This window comes from Luminiphilus syltensis NOR5-1B, from assembly GCF_000158175.1.
GTDB lineage: Bacteria > Pseudomonadota > Gammaproteobacteria > Pseudomonadales > Halieaceae > Luminiphilus > Luminiphilus syltensis.
Genome location: NZ_DS999411.1, coordinates 480844 through 499939, shown reverse-complemented (window position 1 = coordinate 499939; position 19096 = coordinate 480844). Strand labels below are relative to the sequence as shown.

At 58.5% G+C, this 19096-nt stretch carries 16 protein-coding genes; 6 read left to right on the top strand and 10 right to left on the bottom strand.

Going from position 1 to position 19096, the window contains the following annotated elements; translation table 11 throughout:
• Positions 1 to 29 precede the first annotated feature (29 nt).
• The 4 genes from NOR51B_RS02210 to NOR51B_RS02195 all read left to right on the top strand — a co-directional run bounded on the left by NOR51B_RS02210 (position 30) and on the right by NOR51B_RS02195 (position 3706).
• Positions 30 to 1250 carry an argininosuccinate synthase gene (locus tag NOR51B_RS02210; protein WP_009021686.1) on the top strand — a complete coding sequence of 407 codons (1221 nt, stop codon included), beginning with the start codon at positions 30 to 32 and terminating at the stop codon, positions 1248 to 1250.
• Positions 1237 to 2817, top strand: a complete 1581-nt coding sequence (locus tag NOR51B_RS02205; protein ID WP_009021666.1) for a flavin-containing monooxygenase — start codon at positions 1237 to 1239, stop codon at positions 2815 to 2817. The genes NOR51B_RS02210 and NOR51B_RS02205 overlap by 14 nt, the downstream gene beginning before the upstream one ends.
• Positions 2817 to 3011 carry a CPXCG motif-containing cysteine-rich protein gene (locus NOR51B_RS02200; RefSeq protein WP_009020406.1) on the top strand — a complete coding sequence of 65 codons (195 nt, stop codon included), beginning with the start codon at positions 2817 to 2819 and terminating at the stop codon, positions 3009 to 3011. Before NOR51B_RS02205 ends, NOR51B_RS02200 begins: the two co-directional genes overlap by 1 nt.
• 125 nt (positions 3012 to 3136) lie before the next feature.
• Entirely contained in the window at positions 3137 to 3706 is a 570-nt protein-coding gene (locus NOR51B_RS02195; protein ID WP_009019580.1) for a peroxiredoxin, read from the top strand.
• 92 nt (positions 3707 to 3798) lie between these two features.
• Here the strand turns inward: NOR51B_RS02195 and NOR51B_RS02190 are convergent, their stop codons facing one another.
• Positions 3799 to 6885, bottom strand: a complete 3087-nt coding sequence (locus NOR51B_RS02190; protein WP_009020069.1) for an error-prone DNA polymerase — start codon at positions 6883 to 6885, stop codon at positions 3799 to 3801.
• A gap of 57 nt (positions 6886 to 6942) precedes the next feature.
• Here NOR51B_RS02190 and NOR51B_RS02185 point away from each other — a divergent pair, with 57 nt between their 5' ends.
• On the top strand, positions 6943 to 7500 hold the full coding sequence (locus NOR51B_RS02185; protein ID WP_040481593.1) for a lipocalin family protein: 558 nt from the start codon (positions 6943 to 6945) through the stop codon (positions 7498 to 7500).
• Between the two features lie 36 nt (positions 7501 to 7536).
• Here NOR51B_RS02185 and NOR51B_RS02180 read toward each other — a convergent pair whose 3' ends face one another.
• The 6 genes from NOR51B_RS02180 to imuA all read right to left on the bottom strand — a co-directional run bounded on the left by NOR51B_RS02180 (position 7537) and on the right by imuA (position 13797).
• Positions 7537 to 7884, bottom strand: coding sequence for a hypothetical protein (locus NOR51B_RS02180; protein ID WP_009021371.1), 348 nt, complete (start codon positions 7882 to 7884; stop codon positions 7537 to 7539).
• Between the two features lie 226 nt (positions 7885 to 8110).
• Positions 8111 to 9535 carry a Y-family DNA polymerase gene (locus tag NOR51B_RS02175; RefSeq protein WP_009020797.1) on the bottom strand — a complete coding sequence of 475 codons (1425 nt, stop codon included), beginning with the start codon at positions 9533 to 9535 and terminating at the stop codon, positions 8111 to 8113.
• A 367-nt stretch (positions 9536 to 9902) separates the two neighbouring features.
• Positions 9903 to 12173: a catalase/peroxidase HPI gene (gene katG / locus NOR51B_RS02170; RefSeq protein WP_040481589.1), complete on the bottom strand. Its 2271-nt coding sequence runs from the start codon at positions 12171 to 12173 to the stop codon at positions 9903 to 9905.
• A 122-nt stretch (positions 12174 to 12295) separates the two neighbouring features.
• On the bottom strand, positions 12296 to 12508 hold the full coding sequence (locus tag NOR51B_RS02165) for a DUF2788 domain-containing protein (protein ID WP_009020205.1): 213 nt from the start codon (positions 12506 to 12508) through the stop codon (positions 12296 to 12298).
• A 10-nt stretch (positions 12509 to 12518) separates the two neighbouring features.
• Positions 12519 to 12956 (bottom strand): OsmC family protein, encoded by a 438-nt coding sequence (locus NOR51B_RS02160; protein ID WP_009019581.1) that lies wholly within the window; start codon positions 12954 to 12956, stop codon positions 12519 to 12521.
• Positions 12957 to 13065: 109 nt separating this feature from the next.
• Complete coding sequence (gene imuA / locus NOR51B_RS02155) at positions 13066 to 13797, bottom strand: translesion DNA synthesis-associated protein ImuA (RefSeq protein WP_040481587.1); 732 nt, start codon at positions 13795 to 13797, stop codon at positions 13066 to 13068.
• 134 nt (positions 13798 to 13931) lie between these two features.
• Between imuA and NOR51B_RS02150 the strand changes: the two genes are divergently transcribed.
• Entirely contained in the window at positions 13932 to 15149 is a 1218-nt protein-coding gene (locus tag NOR51B_RS02150; protein ID WP_009019672.1) for an MFS transporter, read from the top strand.
• Here NOR51B_RS02150 and holA read toward each other — a convergent pair.
• The 3 genes from holA to leuS are packed head-to-tail and all read right to left on the bottom strand — an operon-like array spanning position 15101 to position 19079.
• Positions 15101 to 16132, bottom strand: coding sequence for a DNA polymerase III subunit delta (gene holA, locus NOR51B_RS02145; RefSeq protein ID WP_009021373.1), 1032 nt, complete (start codon positions 16130 to 16132; stop codon positions 15101 to 15103). The two genes, NOR51B_RS02150 and holA, sit on opposite strands and share 49 nt — an antisense overlap.
• On the bottom strand, positions 16132 to 16638 hold the full coding sequence (locus NOR51B_RS02140) for an LPS-assembly lipoprotein LptE (protein WP_009019268.1): 507 nt from the start codon (positions 16636 to 16638) through the stop codon (positions 16132 to 16134). Before NOR51B_RS02140 ends, holA begins: the two co-directional genes overlap by 1 nt.
• Positions 16638 to 19079 carry a leucine--tRNA ligase gene (gene leuS / locus NOR51B_RS02135; RefSeq protein WP_009021086.1) on the bottom strand — a complete coding sequence of 814 codons (2442 nt, stop codon included), beginning with the start codon at positions 19077 to 19079 and terminating at the stop codon, positions 16638 to 16640. Before leuS ends, NOR51B_RS02140 begins: the two co-directional genes overlap by 1 nt.
• Positions 19080 to 19096: the final 17 nt, after the last annotated feature.

Below are 19096 nucleotides of genomic sequence, written 5' to 3'. Positions count from 1 at the left end.
ACTTTCTGACTTTGCTATGGAATTGGGTTATGTCGTCGATCAATAAAGTGGTGCTCGCCTACTCGGGTGGGCTCGACACCTCGGTCATTGTCCGTTGGTTACAGGATACTTATGGGTGTGAGGTGGTGACCTTTACCGCCGATATCGGCCAGGGAGAAGAGGTGGAACCGGCGCGCGAGAAGGCGCGGGCGCTGGGTGTGAAGGAAATCTATATCGATGACCTCCGGGAGGAGTTCGTCCGCGATTACGTTTATCCCATGTTTCGCGCCAACACGGTCTATGAGGGCGAATACCTGCTCGGTACCTCCATCGCCCGCCCCTTGATTGCCAGGCGGTTGATAGAGATCGCCAACGAAACCGGTGCCGATGCCATCTCTCATGGGGCCACCGGGAAGGGTAACGATCAGGTTCGCTTCGAGCTGGGCGCTTATGCGCTGAAGCCGGGTGTGCAGGTTATTGCACCATGGCGTGAGTGGGATCTTACCTCCCGGGAGTCACTGATGGCTTATTGTGAGACCCATAGTATCCCGGTTGATTTTTCGTCCGCGAAAAAGAAATCGCCTTACTCCATGGACGCCAATCTTCTGCATATTTCCTACGAGGGCGGGATTCTCGAGGATCCGTGGGCAGAGGCGGAGGAGGATATGTGGCGCTGGTCGGTGAGCCCCGAGGCGGCACCCGATCAGGCCGAGGAAATTACCCTGACTTATGTCAACGGCGATATCACGGCGATCAATGGGGAGCCCATGACCCCGGCGCAGGTCCTCGAGCGCTTGAATAGTCTCGGTGGTGCCCATGGGATCGGACGGGCGGACCTCGTAGAGAATCGCTATGTGGGTATGAAATCCCGCGGCTGTTACGAGACGCCGGGTGGGACCATTATGTTGAAGGCGCATCGGGCGATTGAGTCGCTCACCCTCGATCGTGAAGCGGCGCACATGAAAGACGAGCTCATGCCCCGGTATGCCAATCTGATCTATAACGGCTACTGGTGGTCTCCCGAGCGCAAAATGCTGCAGGCCGCGATCGATGATACGCAGACCTACGTTAACGGCGAGGTCAGGATCAAACTTTACAAGGGCAATGTGATTGTCGCTGGTCGTCGATCGGAGGATTCGCTGTTTGACGAGAGCGTCGCGACGTTTGAGGACGACGCGGGCGCTTATGACCAGAAAGATGCTGAGGGCTTCATCAAACTCAATGCGCTGAGGCTGCGCATCGCCGCCGGTAAGGGGCGTGATAATCGCTGAAAACACCGGTGGGCCTGGAGAATCCGTAGCGTCGGCGGAGGACGGTGCATCAACGCTACAGTGCTTTGATGTCGTCATTGTCGGGGCTGGTCTCTCCGGTATCGGCGCTGCGGTGCACCTGCAGCGGGATTGTCCGGGTCATCGCTTTGCCTTGCTTGAGCAGCGAGAATCACTGGGAGGCACCTGGGATCTGTTCCGTTATCCCGGGGTCCGGTCGGACAGTGACATGCAAACCCTTGGCTTTGGCTTCAAACCCTGGGAGGCTGAGAAGTCCATCGCTGACGGCCCCTCTATTCTGCGTTATCTCCAGGAAGCCGCCGATCAATTTGATGTCCGCCGTCACATTCAATTTGGTCGGCGCCTGGCCTCTGCCAATTGGTGCAGCGAGCGCGCCCGGTGGCAACTCAAGGTCGAACTCACCGAGACCGGTGAATGCTTGTACTACGAAGCGCAATTTCTGCTGATGTGCTCGGGTTATTACCGCTATGACAGCGCCCATCAGCCTGACTTTCCCGGGCGTGATTCCTTTTCCGGCACCTGGGTACATCCGCAATTCTGGCCCGACAGTCTGGACTATTCGGGTAAACGTGTTGCTGTGATTGGCTCGGGGGCTACCGCGATGACAGTGGTGCCTACGATGGCGGAAACGGCGAACAAGGTGATATTGGTGCAGCGCTCACCGACGTACGTAATCAGTATGCCTTCGGTCGATGGTTTTGCCCGGCTGCTCGCGCGCTGGTTACCTGCGACATGGGCCTATGGATTGACCCGCTGGCGCAACACCGCTCGACAGCAATTCAGCTACTGGTGCACGCGGGTTATGCCGGGTTTGATGAAGAGGTTCCTGATCGCTTCGGTGCGTCGTGAGATCGGTGATGTCGTTGATGTCGATAAGCACTTTGTGCCGGCTTACGGTCCCTGGGATCAGCGGCTGTGTCTTATTCCGGATGATGACTTGTTCAAGGTTATTCGTGCCGGGAAGGTCGACGTCGTCACCGACGACATCGACCGTATCAGGCCCGAAGGCATCGCGATGAAATCCGGTGAACGGATTGACGCCGATATTATTGTGTCCGCGACGGGGCTGGAATTGGTCAATCTTGGCGGTGCGGTATTTACGGTCGACGGCAGCCCGATCGACTTCGCCAACGAATGGACTTACAAGGGGGTGATGTGCAGCAACGTCCCCAATATGGTGCAGATTTTTGGCTACATAAACGCCTCATGGACCCTGCGCTCTGATCTGATCGCCACCTGGACCTGCCGTTTGCTCAATCACATGGAGTCTACGGGAGCCGATACCGCGATACCCCGGTGCCCGGATAGGGTTGCGAAAAGCATGCCGCGACGGTGGTGGATCGATGATTTTTCGGCGGGCTATATGCAGCGCGCCCTGCCGGCATTCCCCAAGCAGGGTGATCGGGCGCCGTGGATCAACCCGCAAACGTACCGGGCGGATCGCCAATTGCTGTTGCGGGGTGAGCTCGCTGACGGCGCCTTGCACTTTGAGCGCCGCGGTCCGTCGACGTCACAATCGGCGCCGGGTGCCTTTGGGGCGTTCGGTTGATGGACGCACACCTACAGCCTGCGGAGGTGTTCTGCCCGTACTGTGGCGAACTCCTTGATGTGCTGCTGAATCCCGAGGATCTGGGGCAGGACTATATTGAGGATTGTCAGGTCTGTTGCCGCCCGATTGAATTCACGGTGTACGAGATGCCGGATGGCAGCCTGGGCGCTAATGCCCGGAGCGATAATGAATAGCGTTCGTCAATACCTGCCATCAATCGTTAAAATCGATTAGTTTTGTCGATTTAATTCACTTTATAATTTAAAGATGGGGTGTCATGCTCCATGTATGAATCCAATAAATCCTAGGAGGTAAATCAATGCACCCCATAAGCGTACCCAATGTGACATTCAAGACACGTGTTCGTGACGAGTCTGTAGAAGGCGATAACCCGTTCCGCTGGGAAGACCAGACCAGCCAGGACATTTTTGGTGGCAAGAAAGTGGTGCTGTTCTCTCTGCCCGGTGCTTTCACGCCAACCTGTTCATCCAACCACCTGCCGCGATACGATGAGCTCTATGAAGAGTTCAAGAAAGAAGGCGTTGACGAAGTCATTTGCATCTCCGTAAACGACGCTTTCGTTATGTACAAGTGGGGCAAGGAAATCGGTAACAAGAACATCTTCCTGCTGCCCGACGGCAACGCCGAATTTACCCGCAAGATGGGTATGTTGGTTGACAAATCCAACCTCGGATTTGGCATGCGTTCATGGCGCTACTCGGCACTGATCAACGACGGCAAGATCGAGAAGGTCTTCGCTGAAGCGGGTTACGACGATAACTGCCCGACCGATCCGTTCGAAGTGTCTGACGCCGACACCATGCTCGCCCACCTGCGTGGTACTGAGTCTGCTTCGGTATCAGAGCCACGTCTGGCATTCGAAGGCTGATTCCCCTGACGGTCAGCAAAGAGCCCGGGTAGCCCCCGGGCTTTTTTTTGCCTCGCCGACTCCAAGACATAGGGTGTGTCGGTTTGATAGCACTAGTGGAAATCTCTTGATTTTACGTCCAGTGACGCCAGTGCATCGCTGTAATCGTAGAGCCCGCCGGCGATAACATGGCTGACACCGTCCCGCTGCTCAAGCGTACCTTTCACGAGCAGCAGAGTTCCGGTCATCAATGCCTGCCGAAAGCGCTCCTGCACCCGGGGCCAGACCACCACGTTATGGTTGCCCGTTTCATCTTCCAGAGTGAGAAAGATGACACCTGAAGCGGTCCCCGGACGTTGTCGACAAGTGACGATACCGGCAATGCGGACAAAACGATGGTTGCCCAGGCTTGCGAGTTCGCTCTGTCGTCGACAGCGATCAAACGGCGACTGCGGCCGTAATAGTGCCAGCGGGTGACTACGCAGTGTCAGGCCGGTGGCGTTGTAATCAGCAAGCACGTTTTCCACCGTCGACGGTGCGGGTAGGTGGATGTCGTCATCCCAGGTCTCTGTTGTGGACGTGGTCTGATGCAGCAGCTGCGAGTCTGGTTCGAGGGCCATGATCTGCCACTGGGACTGGTGACGATTGCCACTCAGGTTCTGGAGCGCATCGGCGTTAGCGAGCGCCTCCATGTCCCGCTTGTCGAGCCGGGCGCGTCGACGTAAGTCACCCACGTGGGCAAAGAGGCGTTGCTCCCGCTGCGCGACAATACGCTCAGCCCCGGCCTGGCTAAGGCCTTTCACCAGGCGCAATCCCAGTCGCAGCGGGGGTGCTTGACCATTGCCGGGGGGTAATAACTGGTGGTCCCACTGGCTGTGATTGATGGCAATGGGCAGTACAACAACACCCTGACGTCGCGCCGACTGAATCAGCTGGGAAGGCGTGTAAAAGCCCATCGGTTGGCTGTTCAGCAGCCCGAGATAAAACGCGGCGGGATGATGGCGCCGCAGCCAGGCGGAGACATACGCCAGTAGCGCAAAGCTTGCGGAGTGTGACTCGGGAAACCCATAGCCGCCAAAGCCCTTGATCTGATCGAATAACTGGCGGGCGAACTGGGGGCTGTAACCCCGGCTAATCATGCCCTCGGTCAGTTTTTGCTCGAACGTCAGCAGCTTGCTGTCGCGCCCCCAGTTGGTGATAGCCCGACGCAACGCATCGGCTTCACCACCGGTGAAACCGGCGGCGACCATGGCCAGCCGAATCACCTGCTCCTGAAAAATCGGCACGCCGAGTGTGCTTTCGAGTACCGAGCGAATGTCTTCACTGGGATAGGAAATCGGCTCGAGTCCATTCCGGCGCCGCAGATACGGGTGGACCATGTCTCCCTGTATGGGACCCGGCCGGACAATGGCGATTTCGATCACCAGGTCGTAAAAGCAGGCGGGCTTGAGTCGTGGCAGCATCGACATCTGGGCGCGGGATTCGATTTGGAATACCCCCAGGGAGTCGCCCCGTTGCAGCATTTGGTAGGTCGCCTGGTCCTCCTTGGGAATATCCTGAATCGAGCGGATCGAGGGGTGGTATTGATGCAGCCAGTCGAGGCTTTTACGGATGGCTGACAGCATACCCAGGGCCAGAATATCGACCTTGAGCAAGCCCAGCGATTCGATGTCTTCCTTATCCCACTGGATGACCGTACGTGAGTCCATGGCGGCATTCTCTATCGGTACGAGATGGGATAGCGGGCCCCGGCTGATGACAAAACCGCCGACATGCTGGGAAAGATGACGGGGGAAACCCAGTATCTCCTGCACCAGATTCAAAAAAAGATGGGCTTGTCGACCGGCAGCGGTAATACCGTGTTTTGCAAAGCGTGAACTGAGCTCACGCTCGCGGTTCCACCAGGCCAGGGATTTGGCCAGGTCATCGACAAAAATGGGGTCGAGTCCCAGCGCTTTGCCGATATCGCGCACCGCACTGCGCGATCGGTAGGTAATATAGGTCGCCGCCAATGCGGCGCGGCGACGCGAGTACTTCTGGTAGATGTACTGGATGACTTCCTCGCGTCGCTCGTGTTCAAAGTCGACGTCGATATCGGGGGGTTCGTCGCGTTCGCGGGAGATAAAGCGCTCAAATAACAGGGAGATCTGCTCGGGTGATACTTCGGTGATGGCGAGGCAGTAGCAGACGACAGAGTTGGCGGCGGAACCGCGACCCTGGCATAGAATGTCGCGCTCCCGGGCGAAGCGAACAATGTCGTAAACCGTGAGGAAATAATACTCGTAGTTCAGTTCCGTAATCAGGTCGAGCTCTCGATGGATTCGGTCTTCGATATCACCGGGCACGCCATCCGGCCACCGGGCGTGGGCGCCCAGCGCCACTTGCCGGCGTAAATAGCTGTTGGCGGTTTCGCCCGCGGGGATGACTTCCTCGGGGTATTCGTAACGCAGCTCATCGAGGCTGAAGTGGCATCGCGCTGCAATGGCCAGGGTCTCATCAGTCAGCGAGGGGGGGTATAGCGGCAGTAGCCTGTCGAGGCTGCGCAGGTGCTGTTGGCTGTTGACCAGTCGTCGCTGCCCGAGTTGTTGTACCGACGTGTTGTAACGCAGTGCCGTCAGGACATCGTGCAAGGGTTTTCGTGCCGCGCAGTGCATCTGTACATCACCACAGGCCACCATCGGCAATGCGAGTTCCCGCGCGAACTGATAACGAGCCCGAAAACGGCGTATTTCGTCGTTCCCCAGCAAACGGCTGACACCGATCCAGAGTCGGCCGGAAAACCGGCTGGACAGCTGTTTGCCGTAGGCGCTCTGCTCCTCGTCATCGGTGGGTAACCATATAATCAGGCAGCGCTTGAGATGGAATATGACGTCCCGCAGAGAGGTGGAGTATTCGCCCTTGGCGCTGCGTCGTCGGGAGCGACTGATCAGTCCCGAAAGCTCGGCGTAAGCGGCCCGGTCTGGCGCCAGAGCGACCAGCCGTATACCCTCGTTCAGGTTAAACTCGCTGCCTACAATCAACTGAATGCCACAGGCTTTGGCGGCAACGTGAGCCTTTACGGCGCCACCCAGCGAGCACTCATCGGTGATTGCCAGTGCGCTATAGCCACAGTGTGCAGCGCGCTCCACCAGTTCTGCCGGGTGCGATGCCCCGCGCAAAAAGCTGAAGTTGCTCAGGCAATGAAGTTCGGCGTAGGACACAATTAAGAATACTGTAAATTTATACAGTATATAGGAGTTATCGTGATAGGGAAGAGAATGAGGCCGCTATGGGCTGTGCTGTTGGGGCTGGTTCTGATTGGCTGTACCGGGATGCCAGAGGGTATCCAGCCGGTTACCGGCTTCGAGCAATCGCGCTATCTCGGTACCTGGCATGAGATAGCGCGACTCGACCACAGTTTTGAGCGCGGACTATCTGCGGTAACGGCCAGTTACAGCCTCAAGGACAATGGCGAGATCCGTGTTATCAATCGTGGTTTCGATGCGGAATCCGAAAGCTGGAAGGAGGCCGAAGGACGCGCTCAATTTGTCGATAATCCGACGGTGGCACATCTCAAGGTCTCTTTCTTTGGCCCTTTTTTTGGCAGTTACGTCGTCTTTGAATTGGGGGAGGAGTACGACTACGCGTTTATTTCGGGCTATAACACCAGCTACGCCTGGCTTCTCGCGCGAACGCCGCAGGTGAGTGATGAGATTAAGCAGCGCTTTGAGCGACGCCTCGGCGAGCTGGGCTTTTCCACCGATGAACTGATCTGGCCCGAAACGCAGCTTCCAGACGAAACGCCGCCGGGCATAGAAGCCTCAGCAGCGCGTTGAATCAGTTGTGAAGAACGTAGCTTCGATCAGTGGCAATCAGGTCTGGGTATTGAGCCGCTGCCATTGCCCCTGGCCGTTGTTTCTTTCGATATAACGGTACTCAACCGCGGCACCGTCGGGTAATTCCTGAAGCTTGTCTTCCGGGCGTGCCTTGAACTGGACGCGGTTTTTGGTGTTGCCCTTGTTGATGCGGCAGCGTGCCTGATCACCGTGCTCAGCGCGGTGGAACGTCACACGAACTTCCTGGCCTGCATCGGTACTGCGGCTCTGATCAACGCGACCCTTGAGGATACATTCCTGCGAAATATCCGCTGAGGCGACGTGGCTTGCGAGTGCGAGACTGCCGGCGATCAGAGTGCTGGTAATGGTTTTAATACGATTCATTGCTATTCTCCCTGCGCCTCACGGCGCATCAATCGCTTCGCAGCGGTGAAGGCGGACAGTCACTGAGGAGTGCCTTCTCATGGGTCGGGTAAAAATCCCGCTCAGGTGTGTAACCAACCTGAAACAATACTGTAACAAAACTGTCATTTTCTGTCGAGTCGGTGCGCCGTGAATTTTGTACAGAAAACAGACAGTTACCCGATGTACTGCCAAGCCGCTCTCAAGATCAGTGGAAAAAGCCATGCAAAAACCAGCGCTGGTGGTGTCGATCCTGGTAAATCCACAGTCGCTGGCCATCATGGCCCCGGGCAATAAAGTAGTCGCGGCTGGCCGGATTTGCCCACCAGTTATCCTCGATGCGTTCGGGCCCGTGAACCAACTCGAGCGGGCCATTCCAGTGGACTCTTCCCTGCTCCAGCCGCAACGGCTGGGGTTCAGGCAGCAGCCAAAAGGGGCGCTGGGCCTGGCCGTTAATGGCAGGCATTGGCGCCGGTGCCGGGGTGCCCTGATAAAGACAGTGCTCGGGTAAATGGGCGTCGCGCATGGCAATCCGCGTGACGGCACGCAATCCCAGGCGGCCGCGTAAGCGGTCAGTCAGGTTATTGAGCGGTTCTTCATTGCGGGCATTGTTGAACAGGTCGCTGGCGAGTGGCTGATTCGGTTGCAGGTGATCGACGGCGAGGGCCACGCCCTCGATATCGCGGGCGATCGTCAATTGGTCCAGGCGCAGGCAGGACAGTTCAAACCAGGTTTCCCACCGGGCGTGGGCTTCGCTGCTACGTACGGTCAGCGTCTGTGCATCACCGCTCATACGCAGTAGCTGCCAGTCGACAGTCTGAGTGTCCAGCTGGGTATGGGTCAGAAAGCGGCAAAACCCCTGCAGCAGCGTCTTGAGCGCCGGGTGCAGCTCCTGCTGTTGCCGGACTTCAAAACCAAACCAGAGGGCATCGCGGAACGTGCTGGGTGGCTGGTGGTCAACCGGTGGTATTTCACGCCTGCCCGTGAGCTGATCGAGCCAGCGCAGCAGCTCCTCGCCACCACGGCGCCCCAGCGCCGCCGCAGGTAGGGCCAGTAATTCGCTGAAGTAGCGAATGCCCGCCCGTTCAAAGCCGGTTATCTGATGGGTAAAATCAGGTATGAGGGCGATTGGAAGCACGCCAATGCGTTCATTCAGTGGCCGCCGACAATCGAGGGCGAGTGTTGGCTCGGCGTGAGTCAACAGCCAGGCACCCGGTTGGGTTTCCGCAATTGCCATGGCACAGCTGACCTGCCGCTGGAGAAGCGCCTGCCGAATAAGATCGAGTAGCGTGTCGAGCCCGTGGAACAGGGTTAATGAGCCGCCGATTTCGAGCAGCAGGCAATCATCGCGATAGATCATCAGGGTCGGGGTTATGCCGTAACCCCAGGCCAGGAGCTGCTTCAGCATTGTGGCTTCGGCGGTGGTGTCACGCTCCAGCAGGTGCCCCTGCTCTTCGTTCAGAAGGGATCGTACTGTGGCTGTATTTTGTTGCGGACGTACCCCCCGTTCGAGTGCCGGATCATTGGCGCAAATGACGCGCTCCCGATCGAATACCACGACGGGTTGTTCCTGATCCTGCGACAGGCATTCCAGGGGGAGGTGGGTGAATCGAAGACAGAGCCAAAGCGCCATGACATATCAAATACTGTTTATTTGTACAGTATTTGATATGAGGCACGGCAGCAAGTGCCAAGCTGACGTGGGCGATTGGCGACAATAACAAAGGTTGCGTTGCGTGTTAGCAGGGTCAAGGCCTTTGCGGTATCTCAATCATTGCTCTGGAAGACAGCTGCTGACAACCAGACTGTTGTCTTGATGTCGGTGAGGCAGCCGGTCATCCTTTGAGCTGCTCGCGTAATCCGGGGCTGAGCCGCCCGGGCCAGGAATGAAGTCATACGCGAGGCCTCTACGAAGAGGTGGACGATCCCTGAATCCGCGATTACCCATAAAAAAGCCCGCCATAAGGCGGGCTTTTACGAGTCTTGGCTTGGCTCAGCGATTAACGCTTGGCCATATAAGCGGACTCGGCCTCTTCGATATCGAATCGATCGGCGGTCATTACCTTTGCCCACGCGTCGACGAAGTCGCCGATGAAGCGGCTTTCAGCACCTTCAAAGGCGTAGGCTTCGGCCACCGCACGCAGCTCCGAATTGGAGCCAAAGACCAGGTCAACCTCGGTCGCTGTCCAGCGCATCTCGCCAGAGGCGCGATCCTTGCCGACGAACGAGTAAGGGTACTCATTTGACGGAGACCAGGCGGTACTCATATCCAGCAGGTTGACGAAAAAGTCATTGCTCAATGTACCTGGTTCATCTGTAAGCACACCCAACTGGCTGCCGTCGGCATTGGCACCGATGACGCGCATACCACCGATCAGCGCCGTCATTTCCGGGACCGTCAGATCGAGCAAATCGGCCTTGTCGACCAGCGCGTCTGCAGGGGTGCGTATGGCGTCTTCGGTGTAGTAGTTGCGGAAGCCATCAGCCATGGGCTCCAATACCGCAAAGGAGTCGACATCGGTCATCTCCTGAGTGGCATCGGTACGACCCGGGACAAACGGTACTTCGACGTCATATCCGGCCGCCTTTGCCGCGGCTTCAACTGCTGCCGCACCGCCGAGCACGATAATGTCCGCCATGGAGACCCGGGTTTTACCCCATTGGTCACCGTTGAAATCATCGCGGATCTCGCTCAGGGTCTCGAGTACCGAGGCCAGTTCCTCCGGGTTGTTCACGGCCCAGTCTTTCTGCGGGGCCAGACGGATACGGGCACCGTTGGCACCGCCGCGCATGTCGGAGTCACGATAGCTTGCAGCCGATGCCCAGGCGGTTCGCACCAGCGCGGGAATGGATACATCGCTGTCCAGGATCGCTTCCTTCAGCTCGGCGACATCTTTCTTGTCGATCAGCTTGTAGTCCACTTCGGGCAACGGATCCTGCCACATCATTTCGCCTTCGGGGACGTCATCGCCGAGGTAGCGGGCTTTCGGACCCATGTCCCGGTGAGTCAGTTTGAACCACGCCTTGGCGAAAGCCTGCTCAAACTGCTTCGGATCTTCCAGGAAACGCTTGGAAATTTCACGGTACGCCGGATCAAATTTGAGCGACAGATCGGTGGTGAACATGATCGGGGTGTGGCGCTCGCCTTCAACGTGGGCATCGGGAACGGTGTTGGCCGCCTGTCCATCCTTGGGTATCCACTGGATCGCGCCTGCCGGACTGCGGGTCTTTTCCCACTCGTAGGCATACAGATTGGACAGATACATGGTGGTCCACCGGGTGGGAGCCGCTGTCCACGCGCCTTCAAGGCCACTGGTGATCGTGTCTTCGGCATTGCCTTTGCCGCAGCTGTTCTTCCAGCCCATGCCCTGCTCGGCGATACCCTCTGCAGCGGGCTCAGGACCGACACAGTCTTCCACTTTGTGGGCACCGTGGGCTTTACCAAAGGTATGACCACCGGCGATCAGTGCAACGGTCTCTTCATCGTTCATGGCCATTCGACCAAAGGTTTCACGGATATCGTGAGCGGCCGCAACCGGGTCCGGATTGCCGTTGGGGCCTTCCGGATTCACATAGATGAGGCCCATCTGCACTGCTGCCAACGGCTTCTGGAGCTCGCGACCTTCGCGGTAGCGTTTGTCGGCGAGCATCTCGGCTTCAGGACCCCAGTAGACCAGCTCGGGTTCCCAATCGTCTTCACGACCGCCGGCGAAGCCATAGGTTTCAAAGCCCATGTTTTCCATGGCGACGGTACCGGCGAGAATCATCAGGTCCGCCCAGGAGATCTTATTGCCGTAGTGTTGCTTGATCGGCCACAGCAGGCGACGTGCCTTATCGAGGTTGCCGTTATCCGGCCAACTGTTCAGCGGCTCAAAGCGCTGCTGGCCACCGCCGGCACCACCGCGGCCGTCGGCAATGCGGTAGGTCCCCGCGCTGTGCCAGGCCATACGGATAAAGAAGGGTCCGTAATTACCATAGTCCGCCGGCCACCAGTCCTGGGACGTGGTCAGCAGTGTATTGATTTCGGATTTCACGGCGTCGAGGTCGAGGCTGGCGAACTCCTCGGCGTAATCAAAGTCGGGACCCATCGGGTTGGATTGGGTGGCGTTCTGCCGCAGCGGCTGCAGATTCAGGGACTGGGGCCACCAGGCCTGATTGGATTTGGGCTCTGCGGCGCCGTGGCCCATGGGGCTTTCTGCCGAGAGCGGCGGGGTGATCAAGGCGGAAACGAGAACCGCGGGGATGGCTGTGGCCAAAATTTTCTTTTTCATTGGATAAAACTCCTGTGTCGATTGGCTTTTATTTGCCGATACCCAGACGATAGGGCTGTTTATTATTCGATCCAAGCAGATTTAAATGCAAAATTCGATCGATAAATCCGATTAATGGCGGGTTAAGACATGCCCCGTTCCAGCAGGTATTTGATGGCTACCTTGATCAGCAGACCGAACACACCGAGGGCGAGAGCGACGTAGAGAATGAAGGTGCCGAACTTGCCGGCATTACTTTTGTGCGCAAGATCCCAGACGATAAAGGCCATAAAAGCCATTAGCGCACCGACGCCCAGCGTCACTCCCCATTCGCTGAGCCAGAGGTCGAGATCCACGACGCCGGGTTCAGACGAAGTTGATGTCGCAGCTGAGCTCGATGGTCGCCGTCATTGAGTTGGTGATCAGACAGTTTTCCTCGGCTTTGTGTAACAGCCGAACGACTTTATCTTCATCGGGGCCGGCGGGTAATTGCAGGGTGACGTTGAGGGCGACCTCGGTAAAACGAGAAACACGATCGACCTTGTCGAGGGTGCCGGTGGCTTCGCAGGACAAGGTTTGCCACTCGAGCTTGGAAGCCCCGGCGATGGCGCGAAAGGTCAGGCTGAAGCAGTCGGCGATGGCGGCGATCAACAGCCCTTCCGGAGACCAGCAATCACCCGGTCCGCCAAACTCAGCAGGCGCATCGGTCGTAATGTCGACGACACCAGCGCTGCTGATGGCGATGTTGCTGTTGGCACTGTCGGCGTTGGCGGTGACAGTGTAGTGATGGGGTAATGCTTGCACGGGCGGCTCCTGCTATTGATTCGATATCCTGTTCTCCTAGCATAGCGCCGTCACAGACCCCGCGCTATGTTAATAGCGCTAATACGTGTGTACGTGTGATTGAGAGCCCCTAGGCGCTGGTGGTGGCCCTGGGGTCTGAGGTCATTGGCAGTTCCCATAACTGGGGCTGTCCGGGGACATCATCGGTTGCCGGGATGTCCACCGTAACGCCCTTCCTGCCGCCGCGCTGCTTGAGGATTTCAACACTGCGATAGGCCTTCATGACCAGGCGCAGACTGGCGGGGGTGTGGCTATCCATAAAAGAAGTCGCCCGAAACAGTACCGACAGGGTGTCGTTCTCCGCTGCCGCGAGTTGTAGTTTACGCAATTCGCTATAGCGGAAAGCGGTGGCGCCGAGCCAACTGAAGACAGCGCTGCAGGTAGTGCTGCGCAGTGCCTGTTCGGTGGCCCATAACAGCTCTTCGCGATTGCGGGGGTGTACCATCAGTATCTGGCGGGTATCGATACCGCGGGCTGCCAGTAATGGCGCATAAGGGGTATAAGGTGGAGCGATAAAGGCCTGCCAGCGACCCTGTTCGCTGAGTTTTTCCATGGTGGGCATGAACAGGCCCATCGAGCCCATGCCGCAGCTATCGCTTAAGACTTCGATGCTGCCGCGCTGCGGCCAGCCTCCCAGCTGGATGGCGTTATCGAGGGACGTATAACCCGTAGGCACGCTATCGGTGCCGTGCCAGTCACTGTTGGCGGGTGTGGGAATGCGGTGCAGTGTTGCACCCTGATTGGCACTGAATCCACGCCAGGTATCGGAACGGCTTATGATGTGTTCGAGGGGATCGTTCATGATGGTCTCCGGTAACTGTTGGCGGTGGTTTTTTATCCACACGGTGGTTTGATTAATTACTGTATAAAAACACAGTATCAACTGTTCGCTGAAAATCAAGTGGGGCCTTTTGGGTGTGTCGCGAAAGTAGACATGTGCATCATTCGGCACTGGCAGAGGTGCGCTTCCGGCGCTACTTCCCGGCCAGCATTTTTTCCAGCCTTGGCAGCTGGATGTTGCGCTTTCTGTTTGGCTGGAGCGCCTGGGAGCTCACCCATTCCGCCGCCTGGGTTGGCGTAGTTGCCGGTCTCATGCTGGCGCCTGCCCTGGTGCTGTCGCCGGTGTTCGGGATTCTCGCTGACCGGGTAAACCCGCGGTTTGGCTTGATTATTTCGATGGTTTTTCACGCCACCATTGCGCTGATCGGCGGACTTGCCATGATTTACGGGCTGTATTCGCTGACAACCCTGCTGATACTGGCGCTGGCAATGGGGGTGGGGCTGTCGGGCCACACGCCCATGCGACTGGCGCTGATACCGCTGCTGGTGGGCCGCGATGCCTTACCCAGCGCCGTCGGGCTTTCGGCGATGACCTTCAACAGCGCGCGTATTGTCGGTCCGGCCATCGGTGCCTGGGTGCTCAGTATCTCGGGTAGTGCCGAGGCCTACCTGCTTGCCGCACTCATGTTCACCGTCTCGCTTCTCATTTTATCGACATTAAGCGGTATCGGCGGCCGCGAACCCAAGCCGAGAGAGCCCTTTTTGCAGCAGTTCCGTGCGGGGCTTGCCTACGTTTACACCCACCCGGGCCTGCGGCTGATTTTCGCCTTTACCGTTGTTAACGGTCTGCTGGGCCGAACGGTTATCGAATTGCTGCCGGCGGTGTCGGGCCAGCTCATCGCCGGTGACTCCGGTGATCTTGCGGTACTGACCGCCTTTGCCGGTGCCGGGTCCATTGTCGGCGGGCTTATTGTCAGCCGACAGCGGGCGCAGTTGAAGCGACTGCTATTGCTTATCGCGGTGGCATTGATTATCGGCGCATTGGTGCTGGTCGGTTTGCGACTCGCCGCCTCCCTGTGGGGCTTATGTGTCGCCGTATCGATACTGGCGCTGACGACCACCATGTGTGGCACCGGCGCGCAAACCCTGACGCATTTATCGGTGGAAGAGGACTACCGGGGGCGCGTGTTGAGCCTGTGGGCCGTGGTGGCGATGGTGGCACCGGCCGCGGGAACGTTTGTCATCGGCGCCCTTGCCGACTGGTTGGGGTTTATTGGTGTGCTGACCATTACCGGAGGGCTGGGCGTGCTGCTGGTGTCGTTGCTTTACGCCCGACGACGCGAGTTACTCGATGAATCACCCAGCGCCAGTTGAACGATGACGGTTTCGAGGTGATCCCACGGATCGCCCGGTCCGAAGCCCTTGGTGCTGGCATCAACGGCAAAGCACCCTGACTGGAGCTCGGCGATGCTGGATGGGGTATGCCGGTCGAGCCCCTGTTGCACCAGCGCGGTGCGGTTTCGCCAAACCCCGCGTTGATTCATTGCTGAATGGGCCGCTGTACCCCGGGCGATATCATCGGTAATCTCCGCGAGCAGCTTGACCTCTCGATTAATCGCCCACAGCAGTACCGGCGGCGCCGTGGCTTCGGCGCGCAGGCCGCGCAGCGTGCGCAGTGCGCCCCGTGCATCCCCGGCCAGCGCTTTGTCGATAAGACCAAAAACGCTGTACCTCGCATTATCGAACACGCATTCGATCACCGTTTGCGCGGTAATGTCGTTACTGTCCGCGAGCAGCTTCAGCTTTTCGACCTCCTGCATCGCCGCGAGGAGATTGCCCTCTACCCGTTCACTGAGCAGCTGCAACGCCTCGCGATCCGCACGCAATCCCGCCTGTTGCAGGCGACCCTGCAGCCAGCGCGGCATTTCCTGCGGGCTGACGGGCCAGACAGTAACCACCACGCCGGCCTGGTCGAGAGCGTTAAACCACTTGCCGCGCCGCGACGACTTGTCGATTTTACCGGCGATAATCAGCAGGACATCATCGCCCTCCCTATCGAGGTAGGCCTGCAGCGCCTTGCTGCCCTCGGTGCCCGGTTTGCCGCTGGGCACATGAACTTCAACCAACTTTCGTTGGGCAAACAGTGACAAGGCGCCACCCGATTGCAGCAGATCCTGCCAGCCCGCAGGTGTTGTGGTGTCGATACGTTCGCGCTCGTCGCAACCTGCAGCACGAGCAGCGGCGCGAATGGCGTCGGCACTCTCCTGAACCAGTAGGGGTTCATCGCCGGTAACGAGGTAGCAGCGGGCAAGACCAGCATCCAGTTGTCGGCTGAGTTGCTCGGGCTTGACTTGCATCAGTTGGCGAGGCTGTAGGCGGTGCGACGCACAATCTGTCCGGCGAGATCCTGGCGCATTTCTGCGCGCAGCAGACGCAGTTCTTCCACCTTGCCGACCACGTTTTCGGGATCATTGAGCATCTGGCGAACCACGGTAGCGTCGGCGGCGGTGACCAGCGGCTCATCGGCTCGCAGCAGGTCGAATCGGGTCGCTATCGTTAACTCCACTTCGGCGGCACGGGCCTGGGCTGTGAGGGAGATATTGCGCCGCTGGAAGACCTCGGGAGCCAGTTTCAGCCGGAGCTCAGCTTCGCCGAGGTCGACCACCTCGGCACCGGCCAGGCGCAGCTGTCGCAGCACAGCAGCGGTTAATTCGCTACTGGGCTCTGCACTGACCACGGATAAGGTAAGTCCCGACAGGCTGTCGCTGTTACCGCCACCTGATCCGCGCAAATAAAAGCCACATCCCGCCAGGGTGAAGACTGCGAGCAGGACCACGACCTGACTTAATCGCCGGCGCATCATCAGTTGGCCACCACATTAACCAGCTTGCCCGGCACGACGATTACCTTGCGCACCGTGGCGCCATCGATGAATCGCTGAACGTTGTCCTGCGCGAGTGCCGCCGCTTCAAGCTCGGATTTTTCGGCGTCGGCAGCGACGTCAATCTTTGCCCGAACCTTGCCATTCACCTGCACGACAATCTCGATGGTATCCCGTGCCAGCGCCGACTCGTCGACATCGGGCCAGCCTGCAGTGGCGATATCCTCGCCCGTGAATTCACGCCACAGGTGCTCGCTGATGTGCGGCACCACCGGTGACAGCATTTGCAGCGCCGCGCGCAGCGCTTCGTCGATCACGGCGTGGTCGGCATCAGACTCCTGGGGATGGCGGCCAATTTCGTTGCACAATTCCATTACCGCGGCGATGGCGGTATTGAAAGTCTGCCGCCGGCCATAGTCGTCACTGACCTTGGCAATGGTCTCATGGGTTTTGCGGCGCAAATCTTTCTGCCCGTTATTCAGGTCAGCGGTATCCAGTGTATCGGTAGACCGCGACGTCGCTTCGCTGACCAGCCGCCACAGGCGTTTGAGAAAGCGATGCCCCCCTTCGACCCCTGAGTCAGACCATTCCAACGACTGGTCGGGCGGCGCCGCAAACATGCTGAAAAGACGCACGGTATCCGCGCCATATTGGTCGATCAGCGCCTGTGGGTCGACGGTATTGCCCTTCGACTTGGACATTTTGGCCCCGTCTTTCAGCACCATGCCCTGGGTTAACAGGCGCTTGAACGGCTCATCCGAGCTGACCAGGCCTTCATCGCGCATCAGTTTATGGAAGAAGCGCGCATACAGCAGGTGCAGGATGGCGTGTTCGATACCCCCGACGTATTGATCAACCGGCAGCCAGCGGTCGGCCTCGGCGTCGAGCATGGCATTGTCACTGCCCGCCGATGCAAAGCGTGCGTAGTACCAGGACGACTCCATAAAGGTGTCAAAGGTATCGGTCTCGCGGGTGGCGGGCTCCCCGCACGTCGGGCACGGCGCGTTCCGGAATTCCGGCATGCGCTTGAGCGGCGATCCGACCCCTTCGAAGGCGACGTCGGTTGGCAGTACCACGGGAAGATCGGCCTCAGGCACCGGCACTGCACCGCAACGCTCACAATTGATGACCGGAATAGGCGCGCCCCAGTAACGTTGTCGGGAAACTCCCCAGTCGCGCAGGCGGAAGTTCACGGTGCGCTCGCCGAGGCCTTTTTCTGCCAGTGCAGCCACAATGCCCTCAAAGGCCGCCTCGAAATCGAGGCCGTCAAAGGCGCCCGAATTGATCAGTGTGCCGCGACTGGTGTAGGCCGCGACACTGAGGTCCGCCGGATCGGCATCGCTGCCAGCGACCACCTGGGTGATGGGTAAATCGTATTTGCGGGCGAATTCCCAATCGCGCTGGTCGTGGCCGGGTACCGACATCACGGCGCCGGAGCCGTAGCCCATCAAGACAAAGTTGGCTACCCAGATTGGCAGTTCATCACCGGTCAGCGGATGGATCGCTTTCATCCCGGTATCCATGCCCTCTTTCTCCATGGTGGCCATATCTGCCTCCGCCACTTTGGTGGCGGCGAGACCGTCGATGAAGGACTGCAGTTCAGGGTTATTTTGGGCGGCCTGTTGCGCCACCGGATGTTGCGCGGCTACCGCAAGATAGCTCGCACCGAAGAGGGTATCGGGCCGGGTGGTGTACACCTCGAGCGGCTTACCTGCCGGCTGTTCGAAGCGGATATTGGCCCCCTCGGAGCGGCCAATCCAGTTGCGCTGCATGGCTTTGACCTGTTCCGGCCAGCCATCCAGCCCGTCCAGCTGATCGAGCAGCTCCTGGGCGTAGGCGGTAATGCGGATAAACCACTGGCTGATCGAGCGACGCTCTACCGGATTGTCACAGCGCCAGCAACGGCCGTTGACCACTTGTTCGTTGGCGAGAACGGTTTGATCGGTCTCGCACCAATTGACGTCGGCTTCTTTTTTGTAGGCCAGGCCCTTGTCAATCAGCCGGGTAAAAAACCACTGCTCCCAGCGATAATACTCGGGGGTGCAGGTGGCGAATTCCCGACTCCAATCGTAGGCGAAGCCCAGCCGCGACAGCTGCGTACGCATGTCGTCGATATTGCCCAGGGTCCAGTCGGCGGGTGGGACATTGTTCTTGATCGCCGCATTTTCCGCCGGAAGGCCGAAGGCATCCCACCCCATTGGCTGCAGTACGTTTTTGCCCTGCATGCGCTGGAAGCGGGCAATAACGTCAGCAATCGTGTAGTTGCGCACATGCCCCATGTGCAACTTGCCGCTGGGATAGGGAAACATGGCGAGGCAATAAAAGGTTTCGCGCGAATCGCTGACGGCGGCAAAGCTATTGTTGCGCTGCCAGGCGAGCTGAACCGCGGTTTCAATAGACTCGGGTTGGTATTCCTGATTCATGGAGGCTCGTAGTTACC

Excerpts from the sequence above, each read along its gene's own strand:
- NOR51B_RS02210 (WP_009021686.1), top strand. The coding sequence starts at position 30 with ATGTCGTCGATCAATAAAGTGGTGCTCGCCTACTCGGGTGGGCTCGAC.
- NOR51B_RS02200 (WP_009020406.1), top strand. The coding sequence starts at position 2,817 with ATGGACGCACACCTACAGCCTGCGGAGGTGTTCTGCCCGTACTGTGGC.
- NOR51B_RS02195 (WP_009019580.1), top strand. The coding sequence starts at position 3,137 with ATGCACCCCATAAGCGTACCCAATGTGACATTCAAGACACGTGTTCGT.
- NOR51B_RS02185 (WP_040481593.1), top strand. The coding sequence starts at position 6,943 with ATGAGGCCGCTATGGGCTGTGCTGTTGGGGCTGGTTCTGATTGGCTGT.
- NOR51B_RS02180 (WP_009021371.1), bottom strand. The coding sequence starts at position 7,884 with ATGAATCGTATTAAAACCATTACCAGCACTCTGATCGCCGGCAGTCTC.
- NOR51B_RS02175 (WP_009020797.1), bottom strand. The coding sequence starts at position 9,535 with ATGGCGCTTTGGCTCTGTCTTCGATTCACCCACCTCCCCCTGGAATGC.
- katG (WP_040481589.1), bottom strand. The coding sequence starts at position 12,173 with ATGAAAAAGAAAATTTTGGCCACAGCCATCCCCGCGGTTCTCGTTTCC.
- imuA (WP_040481587.1), bottom strand. The coding sequence starts at position 13,797 with ATGAACGATCCCCTCGAACACATCATAAGCCGTTCCGATACCTGGCGT.
- holA (WP_009021373.1), bottom strand. The coding sequence starts at position 16,132 with ATGCAAGTCAAGCCCGAGCAACTCAGCCGACAACTGGATGCTGGTCTT.
- NOR51B_RS02140 (WP_009019268.1), bottom strand. The coding sequence starts at position 16,638 with ATGATGCGCCGGCGATTAAGTCAGGTCGTGGTCCTGCTCGCAGTCTTC.
- leuS (WP_009021086.1), bottom strand. The coding sequence starts at position 19,079 with ATGAATCAGGAATACCAACCCGAGTCTATTGAAACCGCGGTTCAGCTC.